Below are 14,501 nucleotides of genomic sequence, written 5' to 3'. Positions count from 1 at the left end.
ACGTTGAAGCCGATGATCACCGCATCCGATGCCGACGCCAGGTTGACGTTGGTCTCGGTGATACCGCCGACGCCGCGGTCGATGACGCGCAGCTCGACCTCGTCGTCGACCTGGATGCCCATCAGCGCTTCCTCGAGCGCCTCCACGGTGCCCGCGTTGTCGCCCTTGAGGATCAGGTTCAGCTGGCTGGTCTCCTTCAGCGCCGAATCCAGGTCCTCGAGGCTGATCCGCTTGCGGCTGCGCGCGGCCAACGCGTTGCGCTTGCGCGCGCTGCGCCGGTCGGCGATCTGGCGGGCGATGCGGTCCTCGTCGACGACCAGCAGGTTGTCACCGGCGCCCGGCACCGATGTGAAGCCGATGACCTGCACCGGCCGCGACGGCAGCGCCTCGGTGACGTCGTCGCCGTGCTCGTCGACCATGCGGCGGACGCGGCCGTAGGCGTCACCGGCCACCACGGAGTCGCCGACCCGCAGCGTGCCGCGCTGGATGAGCACGGTCGCCACCGGTCCGCGGCCGCGGTCGAGGTGCGCCTCGATCGCCACGCCCTGGGCCTCCATGTCGGGGTTGGCCCGCAGGTCGAGCGCGGCGTCGGCGGTCAGCAGCACCGCTTCTTCCAGCGCCTCGATGTTGGTGCCCTGCTTGGCGGAGATATCAACGAACATGGTGTCGCCGCCGAATTCCTCTGGCACCAAACCGTATTCGGTCAGCTGCCCGCGGATCTTCGCCGGATCGGCGCCTTCCTTGTCGATCTTGTTGACCGCCACGACGATCGGCACATCGGCGGCCTGCGCGTGGTTGATGGCCTCCACCGTCTGCGGCATGACACCGTCGTCGGCCGCGACCACCAGGATCGCGATGTCGGTGGCCTTCGCGCCGCGGGCACGCATGGCGGTGAACGCCTCATGGCCGGGGGTATCGATGAAGGTGATGAGGCGCTGGCCGCCGTCGAAGTCGACGGCCACCTGGTAGGCGCCGATGTGCTGGGTGATGCCGCCGGCCTCTTCCTCGCGGACGTTGGCCTGGCGGATCGTGTCCAGCAGTCGGGTCTTGCCGTGGTCGACGTGACCCATCACGGTCACCACCGGCGGACGGCTCTCCAGGTCGGACTCGTCGCCCTCATCTTCCCCGTAGGTCAGGTCGAAGGACTCGAGCAGTTCGCGGTCCTCGTCCTCTGGGGAGACGACCTGGATCTTGTAGTTCATCTCGCTGCCGAGCAGCTCCAGCGTGTCGTCGCCGACCGACTGAGTGGCCGTGACCATCTCACCGAGGTTGAACAACGCCTGCACGAGCGCGGCAGGGTTGGCGTCGATCTTCTCGGCCAGATCGGACAGCGACGCGCCGCGGGCCAGGCGGATGGTCTCGCCGTTGCCGTGCGGCAACCGCACGCCGCCGACGACCGGTGCCTGCATGTTTTCGTATTCGGCGCGTTTCGCCCTCTTCGACTTGCGGCCGCGCTTGGGAGCGCCACCTGGACGACCGAAGGCACCTGCGGCACCGCCGCGCTGGCCGGGACGACCACCCCCGCCCGGGCGACCGCGATAACCGCCGCCGGCAGGAGCACCACCACCACCACCACCGGGGCCACCGGTGCGGTAGTTACCACCGCCACCACCGCCGGGACGACCGCCGCCACCGGGGCCGCGGCCGCCGGGGGCCGGACGAGGTCCGCCGGGACGACCGGTCGCGCCTGGCCGCGCGCCCGGCGGCCGGGGTGGCATGTTGCCCGGTGTCACGCCGGGCCGGGGACCGCCACCCGGGCGCGGGGCGCCGGGGCGCGGCGCCTGAGGCCGCGGAATCGCCCGTTCGACCGGCTGCTGCGACGAGAACGGATTGTTGCCGACGCGCGGCGTGCGCGGTGCGGGCTTCGGGCCCGGTGTCGCGGGCCGCGGGCCCGGTGTCGGGCCCGGACGAGCCGGGGCCGGCGCTGACGCGGCCGCCACAGGAGCGGGCGCGGCGGTTGCGGGAGCAGCGGGTTTCGCGGGCGCGGCCGGCTTCGCGGGAGCGGCCGGCTTCGCTACCGGCGCCTGCTCGGCCGCGGGGGCCGACTTCGCGGCGGGCTTGGCCGACGCGCCGTTTCCTTCTGCCTTTGCCTTCTCCGCGGTCGGCTTTGCTCCACCGAAAGATTCGCGCAGCCGACGCGCGACGGGAGCCTCCACCGTGGAGGATGCTGACTTAACGAATTCGCCCTGTTCACTCAGTCGGGCGAGTACTTCCTTGCTGGTTACACCGAGTTCCTTGGCCAACTCGTGAACGCGGGCCTTGCCTGCCACTTACTCTCCTGTCTAGAGGCGCAAGCGGTGGTAAGCCGACGCCTCGGGTTTAGCTACGACGCATGGTCATCGTCTGGACTTCACGGTGTGCTCATGTTCTTCGCTGCCTGTTCTCTTCACCGCTGTGAAAAGGCACTCCGATGTTCTCGAAGTGCTCCAACACCGCGGACGTTTCCGGTGAGCCGGTGATGCGCAACGCTCGAGCGAATGCTCGCCGCCGGATTGCTGCGTGCAGACACTGCTGGTCGGGGTGCAACCAAGCGCCCCGCCCAGGCAGGTTACCTGCTGCGTCAACGGTTACGGCGAAATTGCCGTCGCCGTTTTCTGCAGCGACCACCCGAAGCAGTTCGGCGGCCAGCTCTCGCTTCCGGCAGCCCACGCATGTCCGTACGGGTCCATCCGTACTTCTGTGCGGTGATGCCGAAGTCTCACGCTGGATCACGCCTGAGTCTACCGTCCCGACCCGCGCGATCCGAAACGGAGGAAACCGGCTATCGGTCGTGCACAGCGCCGTGTGTCGCGCCCGGATTCGGCGGGCTGTCCGCCGCGGCGGGCGCGTCGCTGCGAATGTCGATGCGCCAGCCGGTCAACCGCGCCGCCAGTCGGGCGTTCTGGCCTTCCTTTCCGATGGCCAGCGACAGCTGGAAGTCAGGCACCACGACCCGCGCCGCGCGGGCGGCCTCGTCGATCACCTGCACCGACACCACCTTGGCCGGCGAAAGAGCATTGGCGACGAACTTCGCGGGGTCCTCGTCATAGTCGATGATGTCGATCTTCTCCCCCGACAACTCGCTCATCACATTGCGCACCCGCTGGCCCATCGGACCGATGCAGGCGCCCTTGGCGTTGAGCCCCGGCACGCGCGAGGCCACCGCGATCTTGGAGCGGTGGCCGGCCTCGCGGGCCACCGCGACGATCTCGACGGACCCGTCGGCGATCTCGGGCACCTCGAGGGAGAACAGCTTGCGGACCAGGTTCGGGTGCGTGCGCGACAGCGTGATCACCGGTTCGCGGGCACCGCGGGTGACGCCCACGACGTAGCACCGCAGCCGGTCACCGTGGTCATAGCGTTCCCCCGGGACCTGCTCGGCGGCCGGGATGACGCCCTCTGAGCCCTTGGTCTCGCTGCCCATCCGCACGACCACCAGGCCGCGTGCGTTGGCGCGGCTGTCACGCTGAATGACCCCGCCGACGATTTCGCCTTCGCGGGTGGAGAACTCGCCGTAGTTCTTCTCGTTCTCGGCGTCGCGCAGCCGCTGCAGGATCACCTGCCGCGCGGTGGTGGCCGCGATGCGCCCGAATCCTTCGGGGGTGTCGTCCCATTCGTTTAGGACATTGCCGTCTTCGTCGGTTTCACGGGCCATCACCTTGACGACGCCGGTCTTGCGGTCGATCTCGATGCGGGCATCGGCCTCGTGGCCCTCGGTATGGCGATAGGCGGTCAGCAACGCGGACTTGATGGTTTCGACGACGACGTCCACCGAGATGCCTTTGTCGGCCTCGATGGCGTGCAGCGCGGCCATGTCGATGTTCATGCGCCGGCCCCCTTCCCCGGTTGACCTGTCAGCTCGAGCTCGCGCTGGTTCGGCGGCGAAAACTCAACCTGGACAATGGCTTTGGCAATGCCGCTGAGCGGCAGCTCGCGAACTGAATAGTTAGCCCGTCCCCCCTCGCGGACGACGAGGTCGACGGCGCCGTCGCGGGTCTCACCGAGCCTGCCGGCCAGCTGGGTCCCGTCGGACAGCGTCACCTCCACCTTCCGACCGCGGGCGCGCCGGTAGTGCTTCTCCTCGGTCAGCGGCCGGTCCACCCCACGCGACGTCACCTCCAGCACATACGACGAGGCGGACGTCGAGGAGTCCATCGAGTCGAGCAGATCGGATGCCGTGCGGGACAGCTCGGCGATGGCGTCGAGGTCCAGGGCGCGGTCGCCGTCAGCGATCACCGTGATGCGCGGCGGGCGCGCGCTGGCGTCGATGACGACGTCTTCGATCTCATAGCCTGCGCGCGCGAACTCGCCGTCGAGTAGCTCGATCACCTGCTGCTGCGAGGGAAATCTCGCAGACCGCAGCTGCGGATCCGATGCCACGGCGAGCTCCTCATGTTGAATTGTCCCGACGTGGCCACGATACGCCAGGGACGATGTGACGAACCGCAATCTCGTGGCGGTGCCCAGCGAATAGCCGACGCTGCTTCCGGCAATGGCAGGATGGCGTCGTGCCGAGTGCTCTCCCCGTCATCAGCAGGCGTCGCATGCTGTTCGGGACAGCCGCGCTGGCGGTCGTCGGCGTCACGGGTGCCGCGTGCGGCGGCAAGCCGGCACCGCCCCAGGACCTCGACCGCCTGACCGCGCAGCTGGACCGGGCCCGCAGCGACAGTCAGCTGGCCAGCGACGCCGCCGCCGCGGCGAAAGCCCCGATGCAACCCGCGCTGGCAGCCGTTTCGGCCGATCGCGCCAAGCACGCCGAGGCGCTCTCCGACGAGATCGCCCGCCTCACCGGTGAGGCCACCACCTCATCCGCCACGACTCCGGCGGCCGCACCGCCCGCCCCGCCGCCGACTTCCGCCGACGTCGTGGCCGCCCTTCACGCCTCTGCCGACAGCGCCGCCCAGCTGGCGCCCCAGATGTCCGGTTACCGCGCCGGCCTGCTCGCTTCCATCGCGGCATACTGCACCGCGGCCTACTCGGTGGCGCTGACATGACGTCTCCGCAGCAGACCGGTCCGCCGCGCCCGCCCGACGCCGCCGCGGGCGCGCTCTTCGACGCCGTGGCCACCGAACACGCGGTCATCTACGGCTACGGGCTGGTTTCCGCGCACTCCTCGCCCGAGGAGAACGAGTTGGTCGCCGCCGCGATGGCCGAACACCGTGAGCGCCGCGAGGCCGCGATCAAAGTGCTGACCGCGCGCGGGGTGGAGCCGCCCCTGCCCGCCGCCGGGTATCAGCTACCGATGCAGCTGGACAATCCGACGGACGCAGCAAACCTTGCAGTACGCATGGAGGACGACTGCGCGGTGGCGTGGCGGGCAGTCGCCGAACACGCGATCACTGCGCAGGACCGAACCTTCGCCGTGACGGCGCTGACGGAGGCCGCGGTGACGGTGGCCCGCTGGAAGCGGGTGCTGGGCACGTCTCCGGTCAGCACCGCCTTCCCAGGCGGCTCCGAATAGTCCCTGAGATTGTCGCGCTCAGCGCGGGCGGTGTCAGCGTGCGTCCGGCGCGGTGAGCGCCGTCGCGATCGACTCCGCTGCACCGTCCACGGCGATGTCGCGCGTCTCCCGGGTGAACCGGTTGCGCAGTTCGACCACACCGTCCGCCCATCCGCGGCCGACGACGACAATCCACGGCACGCCCAGCAGCTCGGCGTCCTTGAACTTCACACCTGGCGAGGACTTGCGGTCATCGAGCAGCACCTCGACGCCGAGGCGGTCCAGTTCGGCGGTCAGCTCCTCGGCGCCCGCGCGGGCAGCCTCGTCCTTGTTGGCGATCACCACGTGCGCGTCGAACGGCGACACCGACGCCGGCCAGCGCAGTCCCTGCTCGTCGTGATGCTGCTCGGCGATCACCGCCACCAGCCGCGACACCCCGATGCCGTAGGAGCCCATGGTTGGGCGCACCGGCTTGCCGTCCTCACCGAGCACATCGACGGAGAACGCGTCGGTGTATTTGCGGCCGAGTTGGAAGATGTGCCCGATCTCGATGCCGCGGGCCGACACCAGCAGACCCGCCCCGTCCGGTGACGGGTCGCCGTCGCGCACCTCGGCGGCTTCGATGGTGCCGTCGGCGGTGAAATCGCGGCCCATGACCAGGCCGACGACGTGCTTGTTGGGCGCGTCCGCACCGGTGATCCACGAGGTGCCGTCGACCACCCGGGGGTCCACCAGATAGCGAATACCGTTGTCCCGCAACGCCTTCGGGCCGACATAGCCTTTCACCAGAAACGGGTTCTTGGCGAAGTCCGCGTCGTCGAGCAGCGCGTAATCGGCGGGGTCGAGCGCCGCGCCCAGCCGCTTCTCGTCGACCTCGCGGTCACCAGGCACCCCGATCCCCAGCAACCCCCAGTCGCCGCCGGGCTGGCGGACCTTCAACAGCACGTTCTTCAGCGTGTCCGCGGCGGTGATCTCCCGTCCGAGATCGGCGGTGTTGGCCCAGTCGACCAGCGTGGCGATGGTTGGCGTGTCCGGGGTGTCGTAGACCTTGGCCTCGGGCAGCGCGTCGACCGGCAGCGCGTCGGGCACCGCGGTCACGACGGCTTCGACGTTGGCGGCGTAGCCGGACTCCGGGCAGCGCACGAACGTGTCCTCGCCGATCTCGCTTTCGGCGAGAAATTCCTCCGAGGCGCTGCCGCCCATCGCTCCCGACACGGCCGAGACGATGACGTAGCGGATGCCGAGCGTGTCGAAGATGTGCTGGTAGGCGTCGCGGTGACGGTGGTAAGCCGCCTCGAGGCCGGCGTCGTCGACGTCAAAGGAATAGGAGTCCTTCATGACGAACTCGCGCCCGCGCAGGATCCCCGCCCGCGGCCGCGCCTCGTCGCGGTATTTGGTCTGAATCTGATACAGCAGCACCGGGAAGTCCTTGTAGCTGCTGTACTCCCCCTTCACCGTCAGGGTGAATAGCTCCTCATGAGTGGGTCCGAGCAGGTAGTCGTTGTCGCGGCGGTCCTTGAGCCGGAACACGCCGTCGCCGTACTCGGTCCAGCGGTTCGTCGTCTCGTACGGCGCCCGCGGCAGCAGGGCCGGGAACAAGATCTCCTGCCCGCCGATCGCGTTCATCTCGTCGCGCACCACGCGCTCGATGTTGCGCAGCACCCGCAGACCCAGCGGCAGCCAGCTGTAGAGCCCAGGGCCGACGGAACGCACGTAACCCGCCCGGATCAGCAATTTGTGGCTGGGCACCTCGGCGTCGGCCGGGTCGTCGCGCAGCGTGCGCAGGAACAGCTCGGACATGCGGGTGATCACAGCCCGCTAGCTTAGTGAGCGCCTCAGGCGACTTTCACACGAAATACCTCGGTGTCCTCCGACAGCCCCTTGAGGCGGTGGGCTCCGAGCCCTTCGAAGACCAGCCCGGAGCCGACGGAGAGGTCGCGCACGGTGCGGCTGGTCAGCACCTCACCCGCGCCGGCCATCGCACTGATCCGTGCTCCGACGTGAACGGCCAAGCCGCTCCACTCCTCCCCGCGCTTCTCGCACTCACCGATGTGCACCCCAGCGCGGATCGGGATGCCATGCCTGGCCAGTGCGGGCACCAGGTCGAGGCCACACCGGGCGGCCTTCGTCGGCCCGTCGAACAGCGCGAAGATCCCGTCGCCGGTGCGCTTGGCCCGGCGTCCGCCGTAGCGCGCCAACACCGTGTCGACCAGCCGGTCGTGGTCGTCGAGGTGTCTGCGCCAGTGCGCATCCCCTTGCGCGGCAAGCATTTCCGTCGAGCCGACAATATCGGTGAACAGGACGGTGCTCAGCACGCGTTCGGCCGGCCGGGCGTGCGCCTGCTCGCCGACGAACTCCATCACCATCTCGGGAAGAACATCGACCAGGTCGCCGGCATAGTGTTCGCCGGGCGGCAGCTCGCGCAGTTCGGCATTCGGGATGGCCTCGGCGAGCGCGACGGCCGCATCGAACGGCGCAATGCGGTCGCCTCTGCGGCCCAACACCCTGGTGGGAGTGCGAACGCCGGGCAGGATGTCGCGGACATCGATTTCGGCGACCGCATCCCACATCATGTGGGCCATCATCGGGCTCGCGCAGACACGCTGCTCCTTGCCGAACATCTCGCGCACGCCGGGCACATCGGCAACGGGACCGAAGAACAGTTCGGCCAAAGCTCCTTCGCCCCAATTCTTTTCGATGTCATCGTGCACCGCGGCGATCTCTTCAGGAGTGAATCCCCAGGGCTGGTCTGGTGGACTTTGAGAGAATCTGGCCGTTGTCCCGTAGAGCACCAGCGACCGGACCCGGTCGGGATATGTGGCGGCGAACAGCAGGCTCATCGGGCCACCCTCGGAGATCCCGAGCACCGCGGGTCGTTCGAACCCGGCGTCGTCGAGCACCGCTTTGAGGTCGTCCATCCGTTCGTCGATCGGCGGCACGTGCGTGACTGGATCGGACAGCCCCGTGCCCCGCTTGTCCCAGACCAGCAACTTCGCGAACTCGCTGATCCGCTCGGCCATGCTGCCGTAGGTCGTGGTCGGGTCCTCGTACAGATCGATGTTGCTCACCCAGCCGGGAATCATCACGACGGGGATGTCACCCTCGCCCATCACCCGGTAGGCCAGCCGGATGTCCCCGTTTCGCGCATACCGCACGCGCCCGATGCTCACGCCGAAGAGTGTGTCATCAGCCGTCGCGCGGCGGTCGCGAAATCCGTTCGCCGTCGTCGAACTCGCCGGCCTCGAATGCCTCGCGGGTGTACTGGGCCGCCGCGATCTGCCGCGCGGAGAAGCCGATGCCCAGCGCGGCGGCGCCGACCAACACCGCGACGCCGGCAACCCACAGCAGCGAGTAGGTGTAGCCGGCGTCCAGCGCATCGAGCTGGCCGGGCGTCATGTCGGCGACCGGTCCCGTCGTCCCACCGAGGTACAGCGTGCGCGACGTCTGCACCGCCTGGATCACGACCAGCACCAGCGGACCGCCCAGGTTGTAGACCATCAGCTGAATCGCCGATACCGGGCCGATCTCGCGCGGGCCGACGTCGGCGACCGCACACAGCGGCAGGATCACCGAGATCACGCCGATGCCGAAACCGCCGACGACGATCAACGCCACGAAGTCGGGGAAATACGGGATCGACCTGTCCAGCGTCGAGCCGTAGACCATTGCCGCGAGCACCAGCGTCCCGCACCCGATGATCAGCCAGCGCGGAGCGATCGCGGGCGCCGCCCGCGTCGCCAGTACGGTGCCCAGCCCGAACGCGGCCGCGAACGGCAGGAACGACACGCCAGCCCGCAGCGCCGAGTAGCCCATCACGTCCTGGACGTAGAGCGCGATGATCACGGTGGCGGTCAGCATGACCCCGCCGGCCAAGAACAGCGCCAGAAACGTCGCGACGCGGCTGCGGTTGTCGAACACCGAGAACGGCATGATCGGGTGCTCGGCGGTGCGCTCGACGACCAGAAATGCGGCGAGGAACACGACAGCGGCGATGGCGGCACCGATCACCCACGGGTCGATCCAGCCGCGTGGCGGGCCTTGGGTGAACACCAACACTGCCGACGTGCAGGCGGCGGTGGCCAGCAGCGCGCCGGTGACGTCGAGCTTGAGCCGCTCATGTGTGGTCTCGGCCAGGCGGGTGACGGCGACCGCGATGATCACGATGCCGATCGGCACGTTGATCAGGAACGCGAGCCGCCACGAGATGACGGTCAGCGCGCCACCGAGCACCAGCCCCAACACCGAGCCGGAGGCCTGCATGGCCGCCGACACCGCGAACGCTCGGTTGCGGGCATTCCCGACGGCGTAGGTCGTCGCGATCAGTGCCAGCCCGGTCGGTGCCGCGACGGCCGCGCCGGTGCCCTGCACGGCGCGGGCGATGATCAGCGTAAAGCCGTCGGTGGCCACCCCGCACACCAGCGAGGCGATCGTGAACACGCCGACGCCGGACAGGAACGCCCTCTTGTGGCCGATGGCGTCGCCGACGCGTCCGCCGATCAACAGCAGGCCGCCGAACGTCAGCACGTAAGCCGTGATGACCCAGCTCTTACCCGCGTCGGAAAGATCCAACTCGTTCTGCAGCCGCGGCAGCGCGACGATGACGATGGTTCCGTCGAGCGTCGACATCAATTGCATGCCGGTGATCGCGAAGATCGCGATGCCGAGCACGTGGGTTGTGAGCGTGGGCTTGACGCGTTCGGTACGGTCGGTCGACTCGCTGGAACCACCCGCCGCAGACATGGGTAGCCAGCCTACCCATGCACGATTTCGGCGTGTTCAGTTGCGGTCAGGGCGACGAACCACGCCGAATCTACAGCTCTCCCTGGTCGATCGCGTCTTTGACCTCCTGCGCATGCGCCACCTGCTCGGCCGTGTATCCGATGAACAGCGCCACCGCCCCGACGATCACCGCGACCGCGGCAACCCAGAGCAAGCCATAGGTGTAACCCTGATCCAGCGCATGCAGTTGGGCGGAGTCCATGTTCTTCACCGGACCGGTGGTGCCGCCGAGATACAGCGTGCGCGACGTGATGACGGCCTGCACGACCGCCAGCACCAGCGGGCCGCCGAGGTTCTGCAGCATCAGCGCGATTGCCGATACGGGGCCGATCTGGTCGAAGCCGACGCCCGCGATCGCCGAGATGGTCAGCGGAACGACGATGGTGCCGATCCCGATGCCGCCGATGAAGATCGGCACCACCAGGTTCGGGAAATACGGGATACCGGCGTTGAGCGTCGAGCCGTAGAGCATGGCACCCAGTACCAGCACGCCACCGGCGATCACCAGCACGCGCGGCGGGAAGATCGATACCAGGTTCGCCGACAGCGCCAGCCCGATGCCCATCGCGACGACGAACGGAATGAACCCGATGCCGGCCCGCAGGGCGCTGTAGCCCAGGATGTCCTGCACGTAGAGCCCGATCAGCACGGTCAGCGAGAACAGCACGCCGCCGGCCAGGAAGATCGCGGCGAATGTCAGAAGCCGGTTGCGGTCCTTGAACAGGCTGAACGGCACGACGGGGTTTTCGGCGGTGCGCTCGACGATGATGAAGCCGATGAGAAAGACGCCCGCGGCGGCCACCGAGCCGAGCGTGATGGGCGACAGCCAGCCCTGCTCGGGACCCATCGAGAAGCCGAACACCGCGGCGGTGCAGCCCAGCGTGGCCAGAATGGCGCCGGACGCATCGAGCTTCATCCGCTCCCTGTGCGTTTCGCGCAGGCTGGTGCGCGCCAGGTAGATCATCACGAGGCCGATCGGCACATTGACCAGGAAGGCCCACCGCCACGACACCTCGGTGAGGGCACCGCCGACCACCAGGCCCATCACGGAGCCGACGGCGGTCATGGCGCCGAACACCGCCGTGGCGGCGTTGCGGGCGGGACCCTTCGGGAACGTCGTGGCGACTAGTGCCAGGCCGGTAGGCGAGGCGATCGCGGAGCCGACGCCCTGCAGCAGCCTGGCGATGACCAACGTCGTCTCGTCCCATGCGATGCCGCACAACACCGAGGCGATGGTGAACAACGCGACGCCGACGATGAACGTGCGCTTGCGGCCGATGGTGTCGCCCAGCCGGCCGCCGAGCAGCATCAGGCCACCGAAAGTCAGCACGTAGGCGGTGATGACCCAACTGCGGCCGGCGTCGGAAAGGCTCAGCTCGTCCTGGATCTTAGGAAGCGCGACGATCGCGACCGTGCTGTCCATCGTGGCCAACAGCTGCATGCCGCCGATCGCGATGACCGCGGCGATGAATCGGCGAGAGGGCAGCCACGTCGGGTACCTACCGGTTTTCGCTACCGCGGGATTCGTCCCCTGCTCAGGCAGCGTCCGAGCGGCGTTGCCCTCGGCATCACGGCGGATGGCGGCGCGGGCTGCGTCGTTGATAGCCGTCATAGCTGGTTACCTTACAGTAATCTTAAGAATCCTTTAACCGCCGAACTCCGCCACCTGGCCGATCACGATGATCGCGGGCGGTCGAACTCCCTCGGATCGGATCTGCTCAGGCGCGTCGCCCAGCGTTGTCCGCAACGTTCTCTGCGCCGACGTCGTGCCATGCTGGACCACCAAGACCGGCGTATCCGCAGGTCGGCCGCCATCGAGCAGCGCCTTGGCGAATTGCTCTATCCGCTCGACGGCCATCAGCAACACAACCGTGCCGGACATCGCGGCCAGCGCATCCCAATTTACTAACGATTCGGGGTGCCCCGGCGCAACGTGGCCGCTGACCACCACAAATTCGTGAGTCACGGCGCGATGTGTGACTGGCACGCCGGCAAGCGCGGGCACCGCTATGGCACTCGTCACACCCGGCACAACCGTCACAGGTATGCCCGCCTCGGTGCAGGCGATCACCTCTTCGTAACCGCGCGCGAACACAAACGGGTCACCGCCCTTGAGGCGGACGACGAACTTGCCTTCTTTCGCCCGCTCGATGAGCACGGCATTGATGGCGTCCTGGGCCATCGCGCGGCCATAGGGGATCTTCGCGGCGTCGATGACCTCGACATGCGGCGGCAGCTCTGCCAGTAGTTCCGGCGGCGCGAGCCGATCGGCGACGACCACGTCAGCGTGCGCCAGCAGCCGCCGCCCCCGCACGGTGATCAGCTCGGGGTCGCCGGGGCCGCCGCCGACGAGGGCGACGCCGCCGTGCACCACACCCGGCGCGTCGCCGGTGATCAGCCCCTGCTGGAACGCCTCGTGGATGGCCGACCGGATGGCCGCCGAACGGCGATGCTCACCGCCGGCCAGCACGCCGACGGCCAGGCCTTCGTATTCGAAAGTTGCGGGGGTGACCGCGGTGCCCTCGCGACCGGCGTCGGCGCGGACGCAGAAGATTCGACGGCGCTCGGCCTCCTGCGCTACGGCGGCGTTGACGTCCGGATCGTCGGTCGCGGCGATCACATACCACGCCCCGTCGAGGTCACCCTCTTGGAAAGGGCGCAGTGTCAACGTGATTCCGGCCATCGCCTCGACCGCCGGGGTGGCCGACCGCGAAACCACATGGACGTCGGCGCCGGTGGCGACCAGCAGAGGGAGGCGACGCTGGGCGACGGTTCCACCCCCAACGACCACGACCTTCTTGCCGGCCAGTTGCAGGCCGACCAGGTAGGCGTTGTCCGCTGAAGTCACCCGGCGAGCCTAGAGGTTGCCGCGGCTGCGACGAAGCGCGCGATGGCACGCGGCCGGGCCGCCGGGTGGGTATGCAGGTAGCTCGCGTGCACACCGCGGTGCACCGCGCCGTCGCGGACGGCCGCGACGTCGCGTCCGCGATACACCCACGCGGGCTGATAGCTGTCGGCGAAAGTGACTACGGTGCGGTGGAATTCGTGTCCAACGGCACGCTCGCCCGCGACGTACAGAGACGAGTCGGCGGGCGCGGCGGCTTCACGGTAGGCCAGCGTCAGCCTGTCGGTGAAGCGTGCCGAGCCGGCAAGCACCCCGCACATCGGATAGCCGTCGAGCTCCTCGACCAGATAGGTCAGGCCGGCACATTCGGCGTGGATGGGCGCGCCGCGTGCGGCCAGCGCCGCGATCTGACGGCGGACGGGGTCGTTGGCCGACAGGGCCGTGCCGAACTCCTCCGGGAACCCGCCGGGCAGCACGAGCGCTGCGGCATCGGGCGGCAACGGGTCGGTCAGCGGATCGAATTCGACCACGTCCGCACCGGCCGCCGCCAGCAGTTCGGGGTGCTCGGCGTAGCCGAAGCTGAACGCCTTACCGGTTGCCAGCGCCACCGTGACACGCGTTTCTGTCCGCCCCCCGACGGCGCTGTCGGGTTGCCAGGGCACCGCCGAGACGCGCCCGCCCGCCGCTGCGAGAACACCATCGAGGTTCATGTGCGCCGCCGCCAGCGATGTCATCGCGTCAACGGCGGCCCGCGCACGGTGGCCATGTTCTACGGCGGTGATCAAGCCGAGATGCCGTGAGGGCACGGCCAATTCGTCGAGGCGAGGTAGCACGCCGAGCACCGGGACGCCGGCGTGTTCGCATGCCTGTCGCAGCACATCGGCGTGCCGCGGTGAGCCAACCCGGTTGAGGATCACCCCGGCGATGCGGGTGGTGTCGTCGAACGTGGCGAAGCCGTGCAGCAGCGCGGCCAGGCTGTGGCTCTGCCCTTTGGCGTCGACGACGAGGATCACCGGCGCCCCGAGCAGGGCGGCAACGTGTGCGGTCGATCCCGCGGCGGGGCCGGTCATGGCGCTGTCGATGCGACCGTCGAACAGCCCCATCACCCCTTCGACGACGGCGATGTCGCACCCGTCGCTGCCGTGCCGGTACAGCGGCCCGATCAGGTCATCGCCGACCAGCACCGGGTCCAGGTTGCGGCCGGGCCTGCCCGCGGCGAGCGTGTGATAACCCGGGTCGATGTAGTCGGGGCCGACTTTGAACGGCGCAACCCGACGACCGGCCTGACGCAGCGCCCCCATCAGACCCGTTGCCACAGTGGTCTTTCCGCTGCCCGAGGCTGGCGCAGCGATCACCACTGCCGGCACGGTCATGCCTCTGTCCGCGAGCGGGCGTGTCTGCACACGACACACCGTCGGATTCCGGCAGTTTGCGCACGCTCACCGCGGCCTGAGCGTA

General features: G+C 68.8%; 12 protein-coding genes. 2 read left to right on the top strand and 10 right to left on the bottom strand.

The features are described 5' to 3' along the window. The 4 genes from infB to rimP form a co-directional block, all read right to left on the bottom strand. A partial coding sequence (infB, locus tag A5651_RS02225; RefSeq protein WP_066975122.1) for a translation initiation factor IF-2 occupies positions 1-2,270 on the bottom strand: 2,270 nt, incomplete at its 3' end. 91 nt (positions 2,271-2,361) lie between these two features. Then, positions 2,362-2,607, bottom strand: a complete 246-nt coding sequence (locus A5651_RS24765) for a DUF448 domain-containing protein (protein WP_231988500.1) — start codon at positions 2,605-2,607, stop codon at positions 2,362-2,364. Positions 2,608-2,761: 154 nt separating this feature from the next. After that, positions 2,762-3,805, bottom strand: coding sequence for a transcription termination factor NusA (gene nusA / locus A5651_RS02220; RefSeq protein ID WP_066975120.1), 1,044 nt, complete (start codon positions 3,803-3,805; stop codon positions 2,762-2,764). Continuing rightward, a complete protein-coding gene (gene rimP, locus A5651_RS02215; protein WP_066975118.1) occupies positions 3,802-4,359 on the bottom strand; it encodes a ribosome maturation factor RimP in 558 nt (185 codons plus the stop codon). The genes nusA and rimP overlap by 4 nt, the downstream gene beginning before the upstream one ends. A 164-nt stretch (positions 4,360-4,523) precedes the next feature. Here rimP and A5651_RS02210 point away from each other — a divergent pair, with 164 nt between their 5' ends. Continuing rightward, on the top strand, positions 4,524-4,973 hold the full coding sequence (locus A5651_RS02210; RefSeq protein WP_197496510.1) for a hypothetical protein: 450 nt from the start codon (positions 4,524-4,526) through the stop codon (positions 4,971-4,973). Next, complete coding sequence (locus tag A5651_RS02205) at positions 4,970-5,440, top strand: ferritin-like domain-containing protein (RefSeq protein ID WP_066975114.1); 471 nt, start codon at positions 4,970-4,972, stop codon at positions 5,438-5,440. Before A5651_RS02210 ends, A5651_RS02205 begins: the two co-directional genes overlap by 4 nt. 33 nt (positions 5,441-5,473) lie before the next feature. Here the strand turns inward: A5651_RS02205 and A5651_RS02200 are convergent, their stop codons facing one another. The 6 genes from A5651_RS02200 to A5651_RS02175 all read right to left on the bottom strand — a co-directional run bounded on the left by A5651_RS02200 (position 5,474) and on the right by A5651_RS02175 (position 14,416). Then, positions 5,474-7,231, bottom strand: a complete 1,758-nt coding sequence (locus A5651_RS02200; RefSeq protein WP_066975112.1) for a proline--tRNA ligase — start codon at positions 7,229-7,231, stop codon at positions 5,474-5,476. A gap of 23 nt (positions 7,232-7,254) precedes the next feature. Further along, positions 7,255-8,589 (bottom strand): adenylate/guanylate cyclase domain-containing protein, encoded by a 1,335-nt coding sequence (locus A5651_RS02195; protein ID WP_066975110.1) that lies wholly within the window; start codon positions 8,587-8,589, stop codon positions 7,255-7,257. A 16-nt stretch (positions 8,590-8,605) separates the two neighbouring features. Beyond that, positions 8,606-10,159 carry an MFS transporter gene (locus tag A5651_RS02190; RefSeq protein WP_066975109.1) on the bottom strand — a complete coding sequence of 518 codons (1,554 nt, stop codon included), beginning with the start codon at positions 10,157-10,159 and terminating at the stop codon, positions 8,606-8,608. A gap of 70 nt (positions 10,160-10,229) precedes the next feature. Next, positions 10,230-11,810 (bottom strand): MFS transporter, encoded by a 1,581-nt coding sequence (locus A5651_RS02185; protein ID WP_066975107.1) that lies wholly within the window; start codon positions 11,808-11,810, stop codon positions 10,230-10,232. 33 nt (positions 11,811-11,843) lie between these two features. Next, positions 11,844-13,046 (bottom strand): uroporphyrinogen-III C-methyltransferase, encoded by a 1,203-nt coding sequence (cobA, locus tag A5651_RS02180; protein ID WP_066975105.1) that lies wholly within the window; start codon positions 13,044-13,046, stop codon positions 11,844-11,846. After that, on the bottom strand, positions 13,043-14,416 hold the full coding sequence (locus A5651_RS02175) for a cobyrinate a,c-diamide synthase (RefSeq protein ID WP_066975103.1): 1,374 nt from the start codon (positions 14,414-14,416) through the stop codon (positions 13,043-13,045). The genes cobA and A5651_RS02175 overlap by 4 nt, the downstream gene beginning before the upstream one ends. Positions 14,417-14,501 lie beyond the last annotated feature (85 nt).

The sequence above is a fragment of the Mycobacterium sp. 1274761.0 genome, assembly GCF_001668615.1.
Classification (GTDB): domain Bacteria; phylum Actinomycetota; class Actinomycetes; order Mycobacteriales; family Mycobacteriaceae; genus Mycobacterium.
This window is presented reverse-complemented; position numbering and strand designations above follow the sequence as displayed.

Bases quoted from the DNA above. Each gene is read 5' to 3' on its own strand.
- A5651_RS02205 (WP_066975114.1), top strand. From the start codon at position 4,970: ATGACGTCTCCGCAGCAGACCGGTCCGCCGCGCCCGCCCGACGCCGCC.
- nusA (WP_066975120.1), bottom strand. From the start codon at position 3,805: ATGAACATCGACATGGCCGCGCTGCACGCCATCGAGGCCGACAAAGGC.
- A5651_RS02210 (WP_197496510.1), top strand. From the start codon at position 4,524: ATGCTGTTCGGGACAGCCGCGCTGGCGGTCGTCGGCGTCACGGGTGCC.
- A5651_RS02185 (WP_066975107.1), bottom strand. From the start codon at position 11,810: ATGACGGCTATCAACGACGCAGCCCGCGCCGCCATCCGCCGTGATGCC.
- A5651_RS02175 (WP_066975103.1), bottom strand. From the start codon at position 14,416: ATGACCGTGCCGGCAGTGGTGATCGCTGCGCCAGCCTCGGGCAGCGGA.
- A5651_RS02190 (WP_066975109.1), bottom strand. From the start codon at position 10,159: ATGTCTGCGGCGGGTGGTTCCAGCGAGTCGACCGACCGTACCGAACGC.